At 66.9% G+C, this 20176-nt stretch carries 15 protein-coding genes and 1 pseudogene; 6 read left to right on the forward strand and 10 right to left on the reverse strand.

The window, feature by feature from the left end:
• Positions 1 to 423: 423 nt before the first annotated feature.
• The 4 genes from ACYVJ8_RS14595 (at position 424) to ACYVJ8_RS14610 (ending at position 3362) form a co-directional block, all read left to right on the forward strand.
• Positions 424 to 1119: an alpha/beta hydrolase gene (locus ACYVJ8_RS14595; protein ID WP_460713637.1), complete on the forward strand. Its 696-nt coding sequence runs from the start codon at positions 424 to 426 to the stop codon at positions 1117 to 1119.
• Between the two features lie 6 nt (positions 1120 to 1125).
• Entirely contained in the window at positions 1126 to 2250 is a 1125-nt protein-coding gene (locus ACYVJ8_RS14600) for a sensor histidine kinase (RefSeq protein WP_460713639.1), read from the forward strand.
• A complete protein-coding gene (locus ACYVJ8_RS14605; RefSeq protein WP_460713641.1) occupies positions 2247 to 2984 on the forward strand; it encodes a LytR/AlgR family response regulator transcription factor in 738 nt (245 codons plus the stop codon). The genes ACYVJ8_RS14600 and ACYVJ8_RS14605 overlap by 4 nt, the downstream gene beginning before the upstream one ends.
• 87 nt (positions 2985 to 3071) lie before the next feature.
• Positions 3072 to 3362, forward strand: coding sequence for a DUF6916 family protein (locus ACYVJ8_RS14610; protein WP_460713643.1), 291 nt, complete (start codon positions 3072 to 3074; stop codon positions 3360 to 3362).
• 436 nt (positions 3363 to 3798) lie between these two features.
• Here ACYVJ8_RS14610 and ACYVJ8_RS14615 read toward each other — a convergent pair whose 3' ends face one another.
• The 4 genes from ACYVJ8_RS14615 to ACYVJ8_RS14630 form a co-directional block, all read right to left on the reverse strand.
• Complete coding sequence (locus tag ACYVJ8_RS14615) at positions 3799 to 4410, reverse strand: GNAT family N-acetyltransferase (protein ID WP_460713645.1); 612 nt, start codon at positions 4408 to 4410, stop codon at positions 3799 to 3801.
• A gap of 5 nt (positions 4411 to 4415) precedes the next feature.
• Complete coding sequence (locus ACYVJ8_RS14620; protein ID WP_460713647.1) at positions 4416 to 4955, reverse strand: phage tail protein; 540 nt, start codon at positions 4953 to 4955, stop codon at positions 4416 to 4418.
• A 69-nt stretch (positions 4956 to 5024) separates the two neighbouring features.
• Positions 5025 to 5555 carry a phage tail protein gene (locus tag ACYVJ8_RS14625; protein WP_460713649.1) on the reverse strand — a complete coding sequence of 177 codons (531 nt, stop codon included), beginning with the start codon at positions 5553 to 5555 and terminating at the stop codon, positions 5025 to 5027.
• A gap of 94 nt (positions 5556 to 5649) precedes the next feature.
• Positions 5650 to 6195 carry a phage tail protein gene (locus ACYVJ8_RS14630; protein WP_460713651.1) on the reverse strand — a complete coding sequence of 182 codons (546 nt, stop codon included), beginning with the start codon at positions 6193 to 6195 and terminating at the stop codon, positions 5650 to 5652.
• 657 nt (positions 6196 to 6852) lie between these two features.
• On the opposite strand from ACYVJ8_RS14630, the pseudogene ACYVJ8_RS14635 reads away from it, so the two are divergent.
• Together ACYVJ8_RS14635 and hemC are read left to right on the forward strand one after the other, a co-directional pair.
• Positions 6853 to 11388 (forward strand): annotated as a pseudogene (locus ACYVJ8_RS14635) (putative Ig domain-containing protein); the annotation flags it as partial.
• Positions 11389 to 11536: 148 nt separating this feature from the next.
• Positions 11537 to 12460, forward strand: coding sequence for a hydroxymethylbilane synthase (gene hemC, locus ACYVJ8_RS14640; protein WP_460713653.1), 924 nt, complete (start codon positions 11537 to 11539; stop codon positions 12458 to 12460).
• Positions 12461 to 12470: 10 nt separating this feature from the next.
• Here the strand turns inward: hemC and ACYVJ8_RS14645 are convergent, their stop codons facing one another.
• The 6 genes from ACYVJ8_RS14645 to ACYVJ8_RS14670 all read right to left on the reverse strand — a co-directional run bounded on the left by ACYVJ8_RS14645 (position 12471) and on the right by ACYVJ8_RS14670 (position 20071).
• Complete coding sequence (locus ACYVJ8_RS14645) at positions 12471 to 13220, reverse strand: DUF481 domain-containing protein (protein WP_460713655.1); 750 nt, start codon at positions 13218 to 13220, stop codon at positions 12471 to 12473.
• Between the two features lie 76 nt (positions 13221 to 13296).
• Positions 13297 to 15114, reverse strand: a complete 1818-nt coding sequence (locus ACYVJ8_RS14650) for a tetratricopeptide repeat protein (RefSeq protein ID WP_460713657.1) — start codon at positions 15112 to 15114, stop codon at positions 13297 to 13299.
• Positions 15115 to 15153: 39 nt separating this feature from the next.
• Positions 15154 to 16110, reverse strand: coding sequence for a dimethyl sulfoxide reductase anchor subunit family protein (locus ACYVJ8_RS14655; protein ID WP_460713659.1), 957 nt, complete (start codon positions 16108 to 16110; stop codon positions 15154 to 15156).
• A 9-nt stretch (positions 16111 to 16119) separates the two neighbouring features.
• Positions 16120 to 16983: a 4Fe-4S dicluster domain-containing protein gene (locus ACYVJ8_RS14660; RefSeq protein WP_460713661.1), complete on the reverse strand. Its 864-nt coding sequence runs from the start codon at positions 16981 to 16983 to the stop codon at positions 16120 to 16122.
• Complete coding sequence (locus ACYVJ8_RS14665; RefSeq protein WP_460713663.1) at positions 16980 to 17210, reverse strand: hypothetical protein; 231 nt, start codon at positions 17208 to 17210, stop codon at positions 16980 to 16982. The genes ACYVJ8_RS14660 and ACYVJ8_RS14665 overlap by 4 nt, the downstream gene beginning before the upstream one ends.
• Positions 17207 to 20071, reverse strand: coding sequence for a molybdopterin oxidoreductase family protein (locus ACYVJ8_RS14670; protein ID WP_460713665.1), 2865 nt, complete (start codon positions 20069 to 20071; stop codon positions 17207 to 17209). Before ACYVJ8_RS14670 ends, ACYVJ8_RS14665 begins: the two co-directional genes overlap by 4 nt.
• Positions 20072 to 20176 lie beyond the last annotated feature (105 nt).

The raw sequence follows: 20176 nt of genomic DNA on the forward strand, positions 1-20176 counted from the left end.
TCCGCCCCTCCGGACGGCATCCCTGCCTTTAGTCGGGGCCGCGGACCATCCTGGTCCGCTCTCCGCACCCCCATCGCGCCGGGCAGCGCTTATCGCGAGCGTGCGGAGCGCCGCTTCGGCAAAAGCTTTGCTTCGCTTTCAACGCGTCCGAGATGTGTGGGAGGGCAGGCGGTGCCAGTGGGTAGGCGCGACCGTCGGCGGCATGGATGCCGCCGACCGAGCCTCCATGGACGGATTCACGGCATGTCGCGCCTGCCCACTGGCGCCGACTGCCCGCGCCGAGATCGCTACCGCCGACAGCACGTCCCCTCACCCTGCTTCGCTGCGCGAAGCTGTCCATCTCCCCGCAAGCGGGGCGAGGAGGTTTAGATATGTGGCCACGGTTTTCGACAAGGCAGCCACTCATTGCTCACAATGCCGAACATGAACGATTCCGCCACCCTGCTCGAAACCGTCGAACACGAAACCGGCCCCGAACCGCAATGGAGCGTGCTGTGGCTGCACGGCCTGGGCGCCGACGGCCACGACTTCGCCCCCATCGTGCCCGAGCTCGTGCGCAAGGACTGGCCCGCGTTGCGCTTCGTCTTCCCGCATGCACCGGTTCGCCCTGTCACGATCAACAACGGCGTGCGCATGCGCGCCTGGTACGACATCCGCGACATGAACCTGGCCAACCGCGCCGACGAAACCGGCGTGGACGAATCCGTGACCCAAACCGAAGCACTGATCGCACGCGAAGCCGCACGCGGCATCCCCGCCTCGCGCCTGTTGCTGGCCGGCTTTTCCCAAGGCGGCGCGATCGCATTGGCGACCGCGTTGCGACGCACCCAGCCAGTGGCGGGCGTGATCGCACTGTCGACCTACCTTCCTATGCCCGAGCGCCTCGCGCGCGAAACCACGCCGGAGGCAACCTCGCAGCCGCTATTCATGGCGCACGGCCAGTTCGATCCGGTGGTGCCCTATGCCGGCGGCGATTTCAGCGCACGCAAGCTGCGCGAACTCGGTTTCGCCGTCGACTGGCATGCCTACCCGATGGCGCATCAGGTCTGCGCGGAGGAAATCCGCGACCTGGGCACCTGGATGGCACAGCGCTTCCAGGCAGCAGGCACCGGCGTCTAGCCCACCATGGCGGCCCGCGACCCGCGCGAACCATGGCTGCCGGACCTGTGCCGGCTGCCGCGTCTCGCAGTGATGCTGGGCATGGCCGAACTCGTGGTCGTAGTGCTGGCGCTGGCACCGGGCGGCGCGCATTGGGATCTGGAACGCTTCATTACCGGCAGCGGCTTCTCCCTGTGGCTCGCGCTGACCGCCGCGGTACTGCTGTGCGTGTCGCGGCAGTGGATCTCGAAACTATCGCAACCAGTCGGCACGGCCGTGGCGCTGTTCGGTAGCGGCACCGTCGCGGCGCTGGGCGCGTCCATCGCCTACGTGATCGATGCTAGCCTGGGTTACGGCCTGGTGCCGAACCACGTGTCGATGCCGCGCTTCCTGTGGGGATCGGCGGCGACGACCACGCTGATCGTCGCCGTGGTACTGCGTTACCTGTACGTCAACGACGGCTGGGCGGCGCAAGTCCGCGCCAGCGCGCGCGCCGAAGCCGACGCCCTGCAGGCGCGAATCAAGCCGCACTTCCTCTTCAACAGCATGAACACCATCGCCGGCCTGGTTCGCAGCGACCCGGTGGTAGCCGAGCGCGCGGTGCTCGACCTGTCCGACCTCTTCCGCGCCGCGCTGGGTGCCGGCGACTCCGACTCGGCCCTGCGCGAAGAAATCGAACTGTGCGAGCGCTATCTCGCCATCGAACAGTTGCGCCTGGGCCATCGCCTGCGCATCGCCTGGCGCATGGCCGAGCCGCTGCCCTGGCGCATGCCGATGCCGCGCCTGGTATTGCAGCCGTTGCTGGAGAACGCGGTACTGCACGGCATTTCACGCCTGCCGGGAGGCGGCGAGATCGAAGTGGAGCTGGCGCAGATCGGCGACGAGCTCGCGGTCTGCATTCGCAATCCGGCCCCGCCGCCGCGCGAAGGCGACATCCTGCCCACGCTGGACGCCAGCAACGAACCGCCACGCAACGGCAATCGCCATGCACAGTTCAGCATCGCCCAGCGCCTGCGCTACGCCTACGGCCCACGGGCCCGGATGACCGCCGGGTGGGACGAGGGCTACTATCAGGTCGACCTCAGGTTGCCGGTCCCCACCGCCGACCTGGCGGAGACCGACAAAGGTACGGGAAGCAAGAGGAGCGCATGAAAGTAGTCATCGCCGACGACGAGCCCCTTGCGCGCGAGCGGCTGCGAGGGCTGCTGGCCGAGATCAAGGGCGTCGAGATCGTTGCCGACGCCGCCGATGGCCACGAAGCCCTGCACGCCTGCGCCACCCATCATCCCGACCTGGTGCTGCTGGATATCGCCATGCCGGGTATCGACGGCCTGGAAGCCGCGCGCCACCTCGCTGCATTCGAACCGCGTCCCGCCGTCGTGTTCTGCACGGCGTACGACGCGCATGCCCTGTCGGCGTTCGAGGCGGAAGCCATCGACTATCTGGTCAAGCCGGTGCGGGCCGAACGCCTGGCCGCCGCGATCGACCGCGTGCGCACCTTCGCCGCGGGCCGCGTGCAGTCGTCCACGTCTTCCAGCAGCACGCCGACGCAGCGACGCACCCATCTATGCGCACGGTTGCGCGGCAGCCTGCGCCTGATCCCGCTCGAAGACGTGCACTACCTCCATGCCGAGGAGAAATACGTCATCGTCCACCACGCGCGCGGCGAGGACCTGATCGAGGAATCGCTGAAATCGCTGGAAGAGGAATTCGGCGAACGCTTCGTGCGCATCCACCGCAACTGCCTGGTGGCCCGCCATGAGATCGTCGAGCTCAAGCGCAGCCCTGATGGCCATGTGCAGGCAATCCTGCGCCACGGCAAGAACCCGCTGGAAGTCAGCCGCCGTTGCGTGGCCGGATTGCGCGACACGCTCAAGCACCTGTAGAACAAGCACCTTGTTGAACCGGCGAGCGCAGTACGCGTTCGACTCGTAGCCGGGCGGCACCGCCGCCGTCATCAGGACCAGGAACAAATGGAATTGCTCACCCTGCAACACTTCGCCGGCTGCGTGAACGAAACCTTTTCCGCATCGCTGAGCGATATGGACGTGCCCTTCGTGCTGGTGGAAGCGCGGCCCCTGGAGACCCGCCTGCCTAATCCGGTGCGGCCGCCGTTCTCGCTGCTGTTCCGCAACACCTCCGCCTTCCTGTTCCCGCAGCAGACGTACGTGATGCGCCATCCGCGCGTCGGCGAGGTGGGCATTTTCCTGGTGCCGATCGCGCAGGAGAAGGGCGGGTTCCTGTATCAGGCCGTCTTCAACTGAGATCGGATTGCCGGGCGTTCCCGGCTGTCTTCTTCGGGGAGACGCGCTACCCGCCGGGATGGGGGTGGCTGCGACCCTCCGGACGGCAGTCCTGCCTTTAGTCGGGCCGCGGACCATCCATGGTCCGCTCTCCGCCACCCCCATCCCGGCGGGCAGCGCTAAGCGCGAGCTTTCAGGTCACCGCTTCGAAGAAGAGCAGTGCCCTTGCTGGCGCTTCTCGCTTCTCGCTTTTGGTTTTTGCCAATGCGCCGAGATGTGTGAGGGGCAGGCGGTGCCGGTGGGTAGGCGCGACTGTCAGCGGCATGGATGCCGCTGACCAAGCCTCCATGGATGGATTCACGGCGTGTCGCGACTACCCACCGGTGCCGCCTGCCCGCCCGTGATGGCATGGATGCCGCTGACAAGCCTCCATGGACGGCTTCACGGCGTGTCACGACTACCCGCCGGCGCCGCCCTCCTGCCGGCACAACTTCGGGCTGTTGCTTGCGCCGTACACGGGATTCCATTGCATGCGGTGATGTATGCCCTGCGTCTCCACCACTACGAAACCCAAACGCTGATATAGCCGCTTCGCCGCATGGTTGGTGGTCAGCACGTGCAGGCGCAGTTCGCAACGCTCGCGCCAGGCCTCTTGCTGCGAGGCCTCGATGAGCGCCCGCCCGATACCCTGGTTACGCGACTGCGGCCACAAACTGATATCGACCACCAAATGATGCTGCGGCCCCCGCTGCAGGTAATAACGCCCCAGCGGCCCCTGCGTGCCTTCAATCACAAGGAAATCGCAGTTGTCGTAATGGCTCAGGTAATGCCGATGCTGCAGACCGAACTGATCGGCCAGAAACGCCTGCTTCAACGTATCCGGCCAAGGCACCTGCGCCATTTCCTCAGCGCGTGTCGTCGCGTAAAGGCGATGCAGCCAGACCAGATCGGCCGATGTCGCGTGCCGCAGCCACAACCCGCGCTCCCGTAGAGACGCGGGTGTGTCGACGTGACGATCCGCTGCCGGAAAGTCCGGCAGACCAGGCGGCAGCGGAATCGTCGCCCCCATCACGGCTAGCCGAACGACGGGAAGATGCCCTGCAGCGCGATGCAGAAGTTCACGCCCAGATACGGCTGCTGATTCGCATGCGGCAGACCGCCGCCCTGCGGGCCGATCATGTTGGGCGCCAACTGCGTGTTCTCCGGCGAAGCGATGAACGTCTTCGACGAAGTGCTGGCCGCGAGAAAGGACAGCCCACCGTTGGCCACTGGCGTACCCGTGCCGCTACCACTCGCCGTTTGCGAATAAGCATTGACGTTGTGGCTGTGCGCGGGCATCTCGCCCTGCGTCAGCGTCACCGAGTCGACGCCGAAGGACTCGCCGATAGTGCGCGGCGACAATCCAGACCCGTTGCCCTGCTCGCAGCCGCCGCGTCCGACGAAGTTGGGCAACTGGAAATTCGTCGTCCCGTTGCCGCCGTACTGCGTGCCCAGCAACGAAAACAGCGCCGTGTTCTGCTGAATCGGCAACAGCGCGCCATTGCAGAAAGCCCAATTGCGTGGGTTGAAGTTGAATCCGAACAGCTGGATCTCGCCAATGAAAGGTTCGGTCATGATCTGGATCCTCGATGAGGTCGTTGCACCCCGGCAGCCGCCGGCATGCGCAATGAAGGTGCCTGAGCGTCAGCTCTGCGGCGGATAGATGCCGGCGGTCGCGATGCAGTACTGCACAGTGAGGGTCGGCATGCAGTTCTCGTGCGGCAGCGAGTTGCCGCTGTTGGCCAGCATGTTGGACTCCATCGCCGCCGCCGTGTTGCCGACGATCGTGTTGACGTAGAACGTGTCGCCGCTGACGGTGCCGGGCAGCAGCGCGGGGCCCGGCGTGGTCGCGGTCGAAGCCGCGGTGGTCACCTGCAGCGAGTGCGAGTGCGCAGGAATCTGGTTGGTCGTGAGCGTGACGTTCTCGCTGCCCGCGACCTGGCCGATGAAGTAGGGACTCAGCCCCTGGCCCTGACCCTGATGGATCGGCAGCCGCCCGCGCAGATCCGGTACTGCGAAGGTGCTCACGCCGTCGCCGCCGTAGATCGTGCCCAGCAAAGAGAACAGCGCGTCGTTCTGCGAAATCGACAGCAGACTGCCGTCGCAGGCTTGCCAGCCCACCGGCGTGCGGCCAAAGCCGAACATGCGGATTTCGCCGAGGAAAGGATCACTCATGATGTTGCTCCTGAAGTCCGTGATGCAGGAGTCGGATGCGATGGCGCGAAATGCGCGAACGACGACTCCCTGTCGTTTGGATGGATGGCTTGCGTCAGTTGCGCGACGGGAAGATGCCGTTCAGCGCGATGCAGAAGTTGATGACTTCGTAGGGCTGCAGGTTGGAATGCGGCTGGGTGCCGCCCGTGTTGGCGACCGTTGCCGGATTCATCGCCACGGTGGCGCCGGTAGAGGCCGCATAGATCGCGACGGCCGGACTGTTGTTGATGCTGGTCGCATACACGCGCCCGACCGGGATGCGGTTGTCGCCGGCAGTGGTGGACGCGTTCACCGAATGCACGTGCGCGGGCAGGTTGGTTGTCAGCAGCGTGACATTCTCGCTACCGCCCACCTCGCCGATCTGCACCGGCGTCGGTTGCCATCCCGAGTCCACCGAATTGCCGTAGCCGATCGGCGTGCGGCTGCGCAGATCGGGTAGCGCGAAGTTGGTCGTGCCGTTACCGCCGTACTGCGTGCCCAACAGCGAAAACAGGGCCTGGTTCTGTTGTATCGGCAGCAATTGTCCGTTGCACTGCGCAAAATACTTTGGAGCGAAGTTGAAGCCGGTCATCATGATCTGACCGAGGAAATAGTCACTCATTGCCTTTCCCCCGTATGTGGACGCGACGCCTCATGCGTCGCGGGGCCTACTCTGACCGCCCGCTGTGACCGCCACAAGGGCCGTGACCCGGCGGGCACTTCCGTCGCGCCCCGGACCCTGCTTCAATGCGGCCGAAGGAAGGGGATGGACCGGCCTCCTTGGCCGGTTTCAGCGCGACAGTACGTGAGTATTGCGGGTGCCACTGCACCTGTTGCGCCATGATGGACCGCTAGGGGAGCAAGGGATATGCCGGATTCCATTCGGAATTGCGTGTCGGGCCGCCGCCATGGCCTGCTGAAGAATTTCGCGTTCGCGCTGCTGTGCCTGGGGGCGATGTGGTCATCGGCCGCATCGGCCGCGACATCGACCTACTGCCCGGCACCGTTGACGGCGACAGTAGCCAACGGCGGCTCGGTGTCGATCGACGCCAGCACCTGCGACGGCCCCTTTGACGGCGGCCTCAGCGGCACCAGCCCGCTCACCACCGCGCACGGCACGGCGACGATCGGCGCCAACAGCGGCGGCGTGCAACTCGTCACCTACGTGCACAACGGCGATTCGGCGACGAGCGATACCTTTACTTTCCTCGACAACGATAACAACGACGTCGTCTTCAACATCACCATCAGCGCCCCGACGTCGGCGATCGTGGTGTCGCCGGCGACGCTGCCGGCGATGACGGCAGGCGCGGCGTTCTCGCAGACGCTCTCTTCCACCGGCGGCACCGCGCCGTATACGTACACGGTGTCCGGCGGCACGCTGGTGCCCGGCCTGAGTCTGTCGTCGACCGGCGTGATCTCCGGGACACCCACGCAGCGCGGCGCGTATTCCTTCAGCGTGCGCTCGTTGGATTCGCTCGGCGCCTCAACCGACAAGGGCTACACCGGCACGGTGCAGAACCCGTCGCTGTCGATCAGCCCGACGTCGGCATCGGCGTTCCAGGGCGTCGCCTTCTCGCAGACGTTGACGCCGAGCGGCGGTGTCGCGCCGCACACGTTCCTGCTCGAAAGCGGTTCGCTACCGGCCGGCATCACGCTGTCCGGTAGCGGCGTGCTCAGCGGCACCACCAGCGTGTCGCCCGCCAGCTTCCCGATCGTCGTTCGCGTGACCGATGCGAGCACCGGGCCGGGCAGCTATTTCGAACTGGAAAACTTCACCCTCAACGTCGTTGCACCGCCGCCGGTCACGGTCAGCCCGACCACGTTGCCCAACGCAACCGTCGGCGCGGCCTACAGCCAGACGCTCACCGCGAGCGGCGGCACCACGCCACCGTTTACCTTCGCCGTTACAGCGGGTGCATTGCCGGCGGGTTTGAGTCTTTCCAGCACCGGCGCACTCACGGGCACGCCGACGGCGGGCGGCAGCTTCAACTTCACGATCACCGCGACCGATAGCGCGGCCCACAGCGGCAGCCGCGCCTACGCGCTGACGGTCAACGCGCCCACGGTCAGCGTGTCGCCGACGACGCTGCCGAGCGCGACCGCAGGTTCCGCCTATAGCCAGACCATCACCGCGAGCGGCGGCACGGCGACTTACACGTTTGCCATCACGGCTGGCGCGCTCCCGGCGGGCTTGACCCTGAGCAGCGGTGGCGCGCTTTCCGGCACACCGACGGCGGGCGGTACGTTCAACTTCACCGTGACCGCGACGGACAGCAGCACCGGCACGGGGCCGTACACCGGCAGCCGCGCCTATTCGCTGACGGTCAACGCGCCCACGATCAGCGTGTCGCCGACCACGTTGCCCGGTGCCACCGAGGCTTCGGCCTATAGCCAGACGATCACGGCCAGTGGCGGGACATCGCCGCACTCTTTCGCGATCACCGCAGGGGCGTTACCCGCGGGCTTGGTCCTGAGCAGTGCAGGCACGTTGTCGGGCACGCCTACCGCGAACGGCACGTTCAACTTCACCGTGACCGCAACCGACAGCAGCACCGGCACCGGGCCGTACACCGGCAGCCGCGCCTACTCGCTCGTCGTCGCACCGCAGGCGCCGCCGACCGCGAATCCCGTGTCTGCAACGGTGGCCTTCAACAGCGGCGCCAATCCGATCACGCTCAACATCACCGGCAGTGTGCCGACGTCGGTAGCGGTGGCCACGGCCGCCAGCAACGGCACGGCGATCGCCTCCGGCACCAGCATCACGTATCAGCCGAATACCGGTTTCGTCGGGTCCGACAGCTTCACCTATACCGCTACCAATTCCGGCGGTACCTCGGCGCCGGCGACCGTCACCATCACGGTGACCGGTCCGCCGGTACCGGTCGCGAATGCGGTGTCGGCGACGGTGGCTTTCAACAGCGGCGCCAATCCGATCACGCTCAACATCACCGGTGGCGTACCCACGTCGGTGGCGATCGGCACCGCGCCCGCCAACGGCACCGCGATCGCCAGCGGCACCAGCATCACCTACCAGCCCAACGTGGGCTATTCCGGTTCGGACAGCTTCACCTACACCGCCAGCAATCTCGGCGGAACCTCGGCGCCGGCCACGGTCAGCATCACCGTAAGCGCGCCGACGATCGTGGTGTCGCCGTCGACGTTGCCCAATGGAGTTGCCGGCGCCGCCTACAGCCAGACCTTGAGCGGGAGCGGCGGAACCTCGCCGTATACCTTCAGCTTGGTGTCCGGTGCGCTGCCGGTGGGCATGAGCCTGAGCAGTGCCGGCGTGTTCTCGGGCACGCCGATCACTGCGGGCACATTCAACTTCACCGTGCGCGCGACCGATGCGAACGGCTTCACCGGCGATCAGGCCTATTCGGTGGTGATCGCCGCTCCGACGATCACGGTGGCGCCGGCATCGTTGCCGAATGGCACGGCGGGCGTTGCCTACAGCCAGACCTTTACCGGCAGCGGCGGTGCGGCGCCTTACAGTTTCAGTCTGGTCTCCGGTTCGTTACCCGTAGGCATGAGCTTCAGCAGCGCGGGGGTGTTCTCCGGTACGCCGATCACTGCGGGCACATTCAACTTCACCGTGCGCGCGACCGATGCGAACGGCTTCACCGGCGATCAGGCCTATTCGGTGGTGATCGCCGCTCCGACGATCACGGTGTCGCCGGCATCGTTGCCGAATGGCACCGCGGGCGTCGCCTACAGCCAGACCTTCACCGGCGGTGGCGGTGCGGCGCCTTACAGCTTCAGTCTGGTCTCCGGTTCGTTGCCCGTAGGCATGAGCTTCAGCAGCGCGGGGGTGTTCTCCGGTACGCCGATCACGGCGGGCACATTCAACTTCACGGTGCGCGCGACCGATGCGAATGGCTTCACCGGCGATCAGGCCTATTCGGTGGTGATCGCCGCACCGACGATCACCCTCTCGCCGTCGACCTTGCCCAATGGCGTGCGTGGTATCGCCTATGCGCAGACGTTGACCGCATCCGGCGGTACATCGCCCTACAGCTACGCGCTGGTGTCAGGCAGTCTGCCGGTCGGCATCGGCCTGTCCTCCAGCGGTGCATTCAGCGGTACGCCGACGACGGCCGGCAGTTACACCTTCAGCGTTAGCGCCACCGATACGCTCGGCTTCAGCGGCACGCAGGGCTACACCGTGACCATTGCGGAATCCGTGCCCGTCGCGGTCAATGATGCGGCCACGACGCTGGGCGCGACTCCCGCCACCGTGGCGGTGACGACGAACGACACCGGCGTCATTACCTCGATCGCCGTCGCCACTGCACCCGCGCACGGAACCGCCACGGTCAGCGGCTTGAACATCGTCTACACCGCCAGCGCCGGCTATTCCGGGAACGATACGTTCACCTATCAGGCGATCGGCCCCGGCGGCACCTCGGCGCCGGCAACGGTGACGATCACCATCAACCCGATGCCCGTCGCGGCGGCACAGACGACAAGCGTCATGGGCGGGTTGTCGGTAACGGTGGATCTCACTCAGGGCGCCAGTGGCGGTCCCTTCACGGCGGCCACCGTGGTGTCGCTGACGCCGGCGACGTCCGGCACGGCCACCATCGCGCCGGTCGGCGGCAGCTATCGCCTGACCTATACGCCGGTGACGGGCTTCTCCGGGCAGGCGGTCGTGCAGTTCACGCTGAGCAACGCGTTCGCGACTTCGGCGCCGGCCACCGTCACGATAGACGTGGCACCGCGACCGGATCCGTCGCGCGATGCCGAAGTGCGCGGCCTGATCGATGCGCAGGTGGAAGCCACGCGTCGCTTCGCCAGTGCGCAGATCGGCAACTTCCAGCAGCGGTTGGAGAACCTCCACGGTAGCGGTCGCGATGGCGCCGGCTTCAGCAACGGACTGGGCTTCGCCGCGAGCCGTCGCTGCCTCGATGCGATCGGGCGCAAGCCGGGCGATGTCTGCAATCTGGTGGCATCGAACGACGCTGTCGCGATGCCAACGGCTGACGAAGATGAGCGCGGCAGCGTCGGCGGGCGCCTCGGCACCTGGATCGGCGGCGTCATCCGCTCCGGCAACCAGGACGGCCGCGGTGGCGGCGAGGGCGCCGACTTCGAAAGCGATGGCGTCAGCGCGGGCCTCGACTATCGCTTCAGCCCGGCCTTCACGTTCGGTGGCGGCATCGGTTACGGCCGCGACGACAGCGACATCGGCGACAACGGCAGCCGCGCCGAGGGCGACGCCACCACGCTGGCGCTGTACGCGAGCTACGCCCCGGGCGAGACCTTCTTCGTGGATGGGCTGGCCGGCTATCAGCGTCTGTCGTACGACCTGCGGCGTTTCGTCGGCGCGACCGGCGGCTACGTCGAAGGCTCGCGTGACGGTTCGCAGTGGTTCGCGTCGATCTCGGCCGGTGCGCAATTCCAGCGCGGCGACATGCAGCTGACTCCCTATGCACGTGTGGACGTGGCGCGCGCCACGCTCGACGGTTATGCGGAGCACGGCGATCCGATCTACAGCCTGGTGTATGGCGACCAGGACGTGGACACCACGACCGGCAATCTCGGCCTGCGCTGGCAGTTCCACCATGACACGAACTGGGGCGCGTTCGTGCCGCAGTTCCGCGTGGAGTACCAGCACGACTTCAAGACGGATAGCGCGGTGACCCTGCAGTACGTCGATCTGCCGACCGGCCCGCTGTACCGCGCCGATGTCGACGGCTTCGACCGCAACCGCGTGATGGTCGGCTTCGGAGCGATGTTCTACCTGCAGCGCGACTTCTCGATCCGCGTCGAGTACCGCGGCGTTTTCGGCAAGGGCGACGACGCGGACAACGCCGTGATGCTCAACTTCGAGAAGGGTTACTGAGCAGCGGATCGCACCCGTTGAGGTGACGAAACCGGAGGCCTGGGCCTCCGGTTTTCGTTTGCGGGCGGGGCTTTCGGCACTTTTTGCAGCTCCCGAGGTGGCCCCGGGCGATAATGGCGCCATGACCCGCCTTCTCCGCATCGCTACCCGCAAGAGCCCGCTCGCCCTATGGCAGAGCGAACATGTCGCCGCCGCCCTGCGCGGCGCCCACCCCGGCCTCGACGTCGTGCTGGTGCCGATGAGCACGCGCGGCGATGAAGTGCTGGACCGTTCGCTCGCGGCGATCGGCGGCAAGGGCCTGTTCCTGAAGGAGCTGGAGCTGGCGATGCTGCGCGGGGAAGCCGACTGCGCCGTGCATTCGCTCAAGGACGTGCCGATGGAGCTGGAACCGGGCTTCGCCCTGCCGGCGATCCTGCAGCGCGCCGATCACGCCGACGCCTTCGTCAGCAATCGCTACGACGACATCGCGGCCTTGCCGCAGGGTGCCGTGGTCGGCACGTCCTCGCTGCGCCGCCAGGCCCAATTGCGCGCGCAGCGCCCGGACCTGCAGTTGCGCGACCTGCGCGGCAACGTGAACACGCGCCTGGCGAAGCTGGACGCGGGCGATTACGACGCCATCGTGTTGGCCTGCGCGGGTCTGGAACGTCTTGGTTTCGACGCACGCATTCGCTCGCGGATGGATGCACCGGCGTGGCTGCCGGCACCGGCGCAAGGCGCCATCGCGATCGAGTGCCGCGAAGACGACGCGGCCACCCGCGCGCTGTGCGCGGCGCTCGATCACGCCTCCACACGCACCTGCGTCGAAGCCGAGCGGGCGATGAACCGCGCACTGCACGGCAGCTGCCACGTGCCGGTCGCCGGCTACGCCTGGCTCGAGGGCGAACACCTTCATCTGCACGGCCTGGTCGGATCGGCGCATGACGGCCGCGCCGTGCGCGCAAACGCCTTGGGCCGCGGCGACGCGCCCGAATGCCTCGGCCTGGAGGTCGCGGAAGCGCTGCTGACGCAGGGTGCGAGAGATCTGATCGCGGAAAGCAGCCCCTGAGGGCGCGACGTCAGAAGTAGCGGCGGATACCCAGCCAAGCCTCGGCGGTATCGGCGCCGCTGGCGCCCAGCGAGTCGTAACGGATGACGTAATCGGATTCGAGCTGCCACTCGTCGTCGAGCGCCACGTCCAGCCCGAACATCTGCTTGACGAAACGTTCGCCGCCGCCGGCTTCGAACTGCACGCGCTGGCTCACCTGCGCACGCTCGCCGAAGCGATGGCCGAGGTTGATGCCGCCGCGGAAGATCGGGCCGGGAGTCGACACGCCGTCGTCGTAAGCCGGCGCAAGCCGATAACCGCCGCCGACTTCGACGCTGAGCCGGGTATCGCCGTCGCGCACGAGTTGCACGCCGTAGCGCGTGCCGATGCGCGCATCGTTGGAATACGAAGAGCGGGATTCGCGCGGACGTGCCGGCGCGCTCAAGCCCTGCGCCTGGCGCATGCCCGGCAGACGCGGCGACGGCCGCGACGCGACCGGCAGCGGCTGCAACTCCCGACGCCATTCCTCGTCGCCGCAACGCAGCTGCAGGCAGCCGGGGCGGAACCAGATCGGATCGATGCGGTACAGGTCCGCCGGGAAAAGCTCCGTCGGCGCCACGCTGGCGAGCGCATCGGTCTGGGTGGGGTCTGCCTGTAGCGTGCTCGTTTGAGGCGCGCTAGTCGCGACGGCGTCAGCATTGGACGCGTGCACGGTCGCGGCTTGCCGCACGGGAAGCGTGAGCAAGGGAACGAGCAGAGCGGCGAACCAGGGAGCAGGCATCGCAGTGGCGGTGGCGCTGGGAACGTCCGGCCGATTATGCCCAGTCCCTCGCCGGATCCGTAATGCCGAATCGGTCTTATGCCGCAGGCACCATGTCGAACGCGATCGTCACCCGGGGCTCTGCGTCTTCGAAGGGCACGGTCCCGTGCCACAGGTAGGAAGGGAACAACACGAGCCGGCCGGGTTCGGGGCGCACGATGCTCCGCGGTTCCAGGGACAGCCCCAGGTCCACGGGTGGCTGGCCGAACTGGATATGTCCCGCACACGAGACATCGGTCTGCGAGCGCACCGAAGGCGGCAGCGCCACATAGAACGCCGAGCTGATCCAGCCCGAGTGGATGTGATTGACGTGATGCCCGGCGCTGCGCAGCTTCACCGACCAGGAGCCGCTGAAGCGGCTGCGCCCGCGGTTTCGCTGCAGGAAGGGATGGCTCGCATCTTCGGGCAGTGTCGCCAGCCAACGCTGGACCGCCGCCTGCAAGGCCTGCCCGGTGGCCTCGATGATCGGGTCGCGTCTGCCGAACAACTGCCCAGGCGTTTGCGAGCCGCCGCGCAGGCTTTCGGGGATCGGCTCACGCACCGCGCGATGCAAGCTGTCCAGCATGGCGTTCAAGTCGCGAAGGAACGCTTCCAAAGTGCCGAATCCATCCGGCGGCGCGAGCTCGATCGGCTGTATCAGCCGCTCGTAATCGCACAACCACAGTTCGCGCTCGTCGCCGAGCAGCCGCCACGCCGTCGAAAGATAGGCCAGCGCCTGCTGATTCCAGGGCGAGGATCGCAGCACTTCGCCGGCTCGATCCCGCGCCGCTTCCCAATCGCCGGCGATAAGAAGTTGGCGTGCCCAGGCATTGAGAAAGGCATCGCCGCGCTCGCCTGCGGCATAGAGCTGCGAATACAGCACGCCCGCGCGCTCGATCTGTCCGGCCCGACTCAGCGCATCGGCGTGAACGCGGACGAGTTGCGGCGAATCGACCCGGCGCCGCAGCGCTTCGATGCGTTCGACCGCCTCGTCCGCTCTGCGCGACTCGAGCAGGAAGCCGAAGTAGGCCAGTTGCAGCGCGACGTCGTCCGGATTCGCTTCGGCCGCTGCAGCGAAGCGGGGGGCAGGGTCTTCCGCTGCGTGCAGCGTCGGCCCGTATTCCCACAGCAATCCCGCCAGCGTGCGCTGCGCTGGGGCGAAAGTCGGGTGTTCCGCCACCAAGTCGCGCGCCTGTGTCAGCGCTTCTTCGATACGTCCCGTATCGGTGAGTGCACCAATCACGGCGTCGCGTAGTCCGGGATCGGAATAGCCAAGGACTTGCGCACGCCGGTAACAGTCCAGCGACTCTTCGGCTCTGCCCAGCAGCCGCAACACCGCGCCGAGATTGATCCAGGCGGTGGCCGCGGCGGGATCGAGTGCGACCGCCTGGCGAAATGCCCGCTCCGCGGACTCGAGATCGCCGGCGGCGCGCTTCGCATTGCCGAGGTAATGCCAGGCGCGTGCGGAAGGTTGCAGCGCGATGGCCTTCTCGAATGCGGTCGCCGCTGCTTCGTTGTTTCCCAGCGACAGCTCGGCGGCACCCAGGTCGATCCAGGCCTGAAGGAAGCGAGGACTCGCTGCTGTCGCGCGACGCCAGAGCGGCGCGGCTTCTTCAACACGCCCGGTGCTGCGCAACAGCGTCGCCAGATTGGCCAGGGCATTGGGATGGGAAGGCGAAAGCTGGAGCGCCTGTCGGAACTCGGCCTCTGCGGCGCCCGCATCGCCGGACTGCGCCAGGCACAGGGCCAGCAACTGCCGCGCCTCCGCATCCATCGGCGCCTGCAACACGATCTGGCGAGCCAGCGGCAGCGCCTGCGCGATCGCACCACGGCGCAGCAGGTCGGCTAGGGCATTGAGCTGTTGCGCTTGCTGCAAGGCGATCACCGGCACGACGAGCGAAAGGCGGGATAGACGTCAGTAATACAGCGTCACCAGGTGCCGCGCTTCGGCGAAGAACAGCCAGCGCTCGACGAATGCGCCCACGATGGCGGCGAAAGCGGCCGCGAGCAGCCACGGCCCTGCGTCCAGATGCACGAACAGCCATACCGGGATCAGCAGCAGGACCGGCACCACCGCGAACAGCACGATCGCGATCTGCCGCAGGCGGCGCGAATGCGTGCGCGCGACGACGAAGCCCATTTCGCGGGTGAGGTAGTTCGACTCGGTGTGCGGGCGCTCGAATACGCTCACCTGCCGTCCGGGCAGGCCGACGGCATCGCCGCGCGTCATCGCCAGCGGCGTGGTGTCGATGTCATGCCAGTAACGCGACTTCACGACCGCCAGGATCACCGCAGTGAACACGCCCGCTATCGCCACGCCATTGCCGACCGATCCCGACAGGCTCACGATCGCCGCACACAGCAGGCCGCCGGTCAATAGCGCGAACAACAGGTAGACCGGAACGACGGCGCGGTGGCGCCACGCGGGAATGGGTGGCAGCGAGGCGTAGATCATCGCGGTGCAGACCACGGTCGCCATCGCTGCTGCGATCAGCGACACCGCACTCGCGGTAAGGACGAGGTCGAATTGCGCGGGAACGCGGTCGTCGCCATGCGAGGCGAACACGGTCGCGACGAGCACGGCCAGCAACACCAGGGCGGGAACGTAAGTAATCAGCGCCATCACGCCTTCGCGCGACAGCCACGAAGTGCGCCACTGCGAAAATGCCCGCCACGCGCGCAGCGGCTTGCCCAAGTGGGCCATCGAACTGAACAGTCCGATCGTCGCCAGGATCAGCCCCAGCAGGACACAGACGAACAACGTCTGCGCGCCGCTCCAGCGGAATAGCGCTGCTACGGCGCTCCACGCCAGCAGCCCATAGCCGGCGCCGGACAACGTGGTGAAGAAGATGACGGAAAACGCGGGGTTCATGCGGTCCTCTCAGCGACTCAGCACGCGATCGAGCCAGCGCAACACCGGCGGCAGCGCGGCCGTGTCCAGCGCTTCGGAGGTCACTGCAGGGGTGGTCGTCGCTTCGCCGTTGCCCGCGCGGCGCGGCCGCGGCGGCAGGTAGCGGTTGACTGGCGCGTAGCCGAGCTCGGGCATCAACGGCACGCCGCCACGCTCGGCGACCAGCTTCGACACTTTCGACTCGGGATCGCCCAGATCGCCGAAGTGGCGCGCGCGGGTCGGACAAACCTGCACACAGGCCGGTTCGCGCTCGGCTTCGGGCAGGTTCTCGTTGTAGATGCGGTCGATGCACAGCGTGCATTTCTTCATCACGCCTTCGACGTGCGAATACTCGCGCGCGCCGTACGGGCAGGCCCACGAGCACAGCTTGCAGCCGATGCACTTGTCCTCGTCGACCAGGACGATGCCGTCCTCGGCGCGCTTGTAGCTGGCGCCGGTCGGGCACACGGTGACGCAGGCCGGCGTTTCGCAATGCAGGCACGAGCGCGGGAAGTGCAGGGTCATTGCCGGTTGTGCGGACAGCTGCTGCGCCAGCGGGACATTCGAGCTGCAGGCGGTGGCTGAGGTGCTCTGCGCGAAGTTCAACGCCTGATGCGCGCCGGGATCGTGCGCCGGCGTGGCGAAGTCGGTCGCGGCGAGTTCGTAGCTGTGCACGCGGTTGAACCACACGCCGCTGGGATCCTTGCCGTACGGCTGCTCGTCGGTGAGCGGCGCGGCGAAGCCGCCGGCGTTCCACTCCTTGCAGCCGACCGCGCAGGCATGGCAGCCCACGCAGGTGTCGAGGTCGATCACCAGGCCCAGTTTCTTCTTCGAAGGCGGCGGCAGTGCAGTCACTTCTTCGAGCTTCCCTTGTTCGAGCCGCCTTTGACCAGCCACAGGCCGATCACGAATATGCCCAGAGCCAGCAGCACGGTGGGCATCAGTCCGATCAGTACATCGCGCATCGATGCCGACCCGCCCGGCAGCCCGCCGATCGGATCGATCACGCCGTAACCCAACAGCGCGATCAAGGCGAAGCCCAGCGCCACGCACAGGTAGCCGGCGAATTTGCGAGTAGTCATGCTTTCCCCTCGCGCTTCGCGCGGAAACCGGCGCCGTAGCGCAACGGACGGTTGTCGGCTTCGCCCAGGTTCAACGGCGCGAACTGCGGCGCACTCTGCTGCGCGGGTGCGTCGGCCTTGGCGATACGTACGCGCAGGTCGAACCACGCCGCCTGCCCGGTGACCGGATCGGCATTGAAGTAATCGCCGCGCGGGGTGATGTCGCTGATCAGGTGGTTGAGCAGGAAGCCCTTCTCGCCCTCCGGCGCATCCTTGCCCAGGCGCCAAGCGCCCTTGCGCTTGCCGATCGCGTTCCACGTCCAAACCGTCTCGGGCTGCACGTTGCCGGCGAACTTGGCCTGCACGGTGATCGTGCCGTGATGCGACGTTACGGTGATCCAGTCTTCGTCCTGCAATCCGTACTTCGCGCCGGTGTCCGGATGCAGGTAGAGGTAGTTGCGCGTGGCGATCTGCCGCAGCCACGCATTCTGCGAGCCCCAGGCGTGGTACATGAACATCGGACGCTGGGTGATGGCACTGAGCGGGAATTTGCGGTCGACGTCGGCGATCTGCTCGCCCTCGAAGGGCTCGTACCAGATCGGCAACGGATCGAAGTACGTCGCCACGCGTTCGCGATGCTGCGCCGGCGGCTGCTGCGCGCCGAAGCCGAGCGCGGCCAGGCGGAACTTCTGCAGCGTCTCCGAATACAGCTGCAGCGTGATCGGCGCCGTTCCCGCGAGGAAGCCCATGCGTTGCGCCCACTGCAGATAGCTGCGATTGGCCATCTTGAAATAGCGCGCGTCCTCGGGAATTTCGCTGCGCCAGAAGCCGCCGTTCTCGATATAGCGCTGCAACTGCTCCGGATTGGGTTCGCCCTTGGCTTCGAGCGACCCGTCGGGACCGCGCCAGCCCGCGAGCAGGCCCACGCCCGGCGCGCGTTCGTGGCGCTGGATGTAGTCGGCGTAGTCGCGGTACTTCGGCGAGCCGTCCTCGTTGCACAGGCCCGGCAGGCCCAGGCGCGCGCCCAGGTCGATCAGCACGCTCTGGAATCCGCGCACGTCACGGCCCTCCCGTTGCGTCGCCGAGTCGAGCACCGGATGCCGGATCGCATCGATCGCCGCATCGGCGTCGGAGATCGGCCGGTCCAGCAGCGAGATCGCATCGAAGCGTTCGAGGTAGGTCGTGTCCGGCAGCACCAGATCGGCGTACGCGACCATTTCGCTCGCATACGCGTCGGCATAAATGATGCGCGGAATCTTGTAATCGCCGCCGGCGTCCTTGTCGGTGAGCATCGCGATGGTCTCGCGCGTGTTCATCGACGAATTCCAGCTCATGTTCGCCATGAACATCATCAGCGTATCGATCTTGTACGGATCGCCCGCCCAGGCGTTGCGGATCACGCTGTGCATCATGCCGTGCGCGGACAGCGGATACGCCCACGAGTACGCATGGTCGATGCGGCGCGGGTTGCCGTCCGCATCGACGACGAGGTCTTCCGGCGTATGCACGAAACCCAGCGGCGCTGCATCGAGCACGCCATTGGGTTGGCGCGCCTTGCCCGGACGGTTCGGCGGTGCGATCGGCTTCGGGAAGGGCGGCTGATAGCGGAACGAACCGGGCGTATCCACCGCGCCCAGCAGCAGTTGCAGCAGATGCAGGGCGCGGCAGGTGTGGAAGCCGTTGCTGTGCGCGCTAATGCCGCGCATCGCGTGCATGGCGACCGGGCGGCCGATCATCTCCTCGTGCTCGCGGCCGTAGGCGTCGGTCCATTTCACCGGCAGGCGGATCGCGTTGTCGAACGCGGCTTCCGCCAGCTCGCGGGCGATGCGGCGGATGGTGTCGGCGGGCACGCCGCAGCGTCCGCTCACCGCATCCGGTGAGTACTGCGGATCGAGATAACGTTCGACGACGAGATGGAATACCGGCACCGCGCGTCGGCCGTCGGGTAATGCGACTTCGCCGACCACGGCGGGCGACACCTCGATGGAATTCGCGTCGGCGGGCGCACCGCTGCGCTTGTCGAAGCACAGCGGGCGGCCTTCGGCATCGCGCGCGAACAGGCCGTCGTCGGCCCCGTGCGGATTCTGGACGACCAGCCAATGCGCGTTGGTGTAGCGCACCAGATAGTCCAGATCGATGCGATCGGCCTTCAGCAGCTCGTGGATCAGGGCGAAGGCGAGCAGTCCATCGGTGCCGGGCCGGATACCGATCCATTCGTCGGCGATGGCGCCGTAGCCGGTGCGCACCGGATTCACGGCGACGATCTTGGCGCCGTGGCCCTTGAGCTTGCCCAGGCCGAGCTTGATCGGATTGGAGTCGTGGTCTTCGGCCACGCCCCACATCATCAGGTACTTCGCGTGCTCCCAGTCGGGCTCGCCGAATTCCCAGAACGAGCCGCCCAGCGTGTACAGCCCGCCCGCGGCCATGTTGACGGAGCAGAAGCCGCCGTGCGCGGCGTAGTTGATCGTGCCGAATTGCTGCGCCCACCAGCCGGTCAGGGCCTGGGACTGGTCGCGGCCGGTGAAGAAGGCCAGTTCGTCGGGGTTGCGTTCGCGGATCGGCGCCAGCCACGAGGTCGCGATTTCCAGCGCCTCATCCCACTCGATTTCGCGGAATTCGCCGCGGCCGCGTTCGCCCACGCGAAGCATCGGCTTGTCCAGCCGCGCCGGGGAGTAGTGCTGCATGATCCCCGCGGAGCCCTTGGCGCACAGCACGCCCTTGTTGACCGGGTGCTCGGGGTTGCCCTGGATGTAGCGGACCTTGCCGTCCTGCAGCCACACCTTGATGCCACAGCGGCAGGCGCACATGTAGCAGGTGGTGGTTTTGACTTCGTCTCCCGGCGAGGGCGAGTAGTCGATCACGGGTTCGGCGGGCGCGCGCATGGTGCCATTGTAATCAGCTCTTGCTCGTCATCCCGGCGTAAGCCGGGATCCACTTTGACGTTGCTTTTGCTTTGCGCAGCGGTGCGGTGGCGTGTGGCTGTACGG

This window comes from Lysobacter terrae (genome assembly GCF_054782215.1).

What these genes read in the sequence shown, in the direction of transcription:
- ACYVJ8_RS14620 (WP_460713647.1), bottom strand. Translation starts at nt 4,955, where the DNA reads ATGACCGAACCTTTCATTGGCGAGATCCAGCTGTTCGGATTCAACTTC.
- ACYVJ8_RS14630 (WP_460713651.1), bottom strand. Translation starts at nt 6,195, where the DNA reads ATGAGTGACTATTTCCTCGGTCAGATCATGATGACCGGCTTCAACTTC.
- ACYVJ8_RS14605 (WP_460713641.1), top strand. Translation starts at nt 2,247, where the DNA reads ATGAAAGTAGTCATCGCCGACGACGAGCCCCTTGCGCGCGAGCGGCTG.
- ACYVJ8_RS14645 (WP_460713655.1), bottom strand. Translation starts at nt 13,220, where the DNA reads ATGCCTGCTCCCTGGTTCGCCGCTCTGCTCGTTCCCTTGCTCACGCTT.
- ACYVJ8_RS14625 (WP_460713649.1), bottom strand. Translation starts at nt 5,555, where the DNA reads ATGAGTGATCCTTTCCTCGGCGAAATCCGCATGTTCGGCTTTGGCCGC.
- ACYVJ8_RS14655 (WP_460713659.1), bottom strand. Translation starts at nt 16,110, where the DNA reads ATGAACCCCGCGTTTTCCGTCATCTTCTTCACCACGTTGTCCGGCGCC.
- ACYVJ8_RS14615 (WP_460713645.1), bottom strand. Translation starts at nt 4,410, where the DNA reads ATGGGGGCGACGATTCCGCTGCCGCCTGGTCTGCCGGACTTTCCGGCA.
- ACYVJ8_RS14595 (WP_460713637.1), top strand. Translation starts at nt 424, where the DNA reads ATGAACGATTCCGCCACCCTGCTCGAAACCGTCGAACACGAAACCGGC.
- hemC (WP_460713653.1), top strand. Translation starts at nt 11,537, where the DNA reads ATGACCCGCCTTCTCCGCATCGCTACCCGCAAGAGCCCGCTCGCCCTA.
- ACYVJ8_RS14610 (WP_460713643.1), top strand. Translation starts at nt 3,072, where the DNA reads ATGGAATTGCTCACCCTGCAACACTTCGCCGGCTGCGTGAACGAAACC.
- ACYVJ8_RS14665 (WP_460713663.1), bottom strand. Translation starts at nt 17,210, where the DNA reads ATGACTACTCGCAAATTCGCCGGCTACCTGTGCGTGGCGCTGGGCTTC.
- ACYVJ8_RS14670 (WP_460713665.1), bottom strand. Translation starts at nt 20,071, where the DNA reads ATGCGCGCGCCCGCCGAACCCGTGATCGACTACTCGCCCTCGCCGGGA.
- ACYVJ8_RS14600 (WP_460713639.1), top strand. Translation starts at nt 1,126, where the DNA reads ATGGCGGCCCGCGACCCGCGCGAACCATGGCTGCCGGACCTGTGCCGG.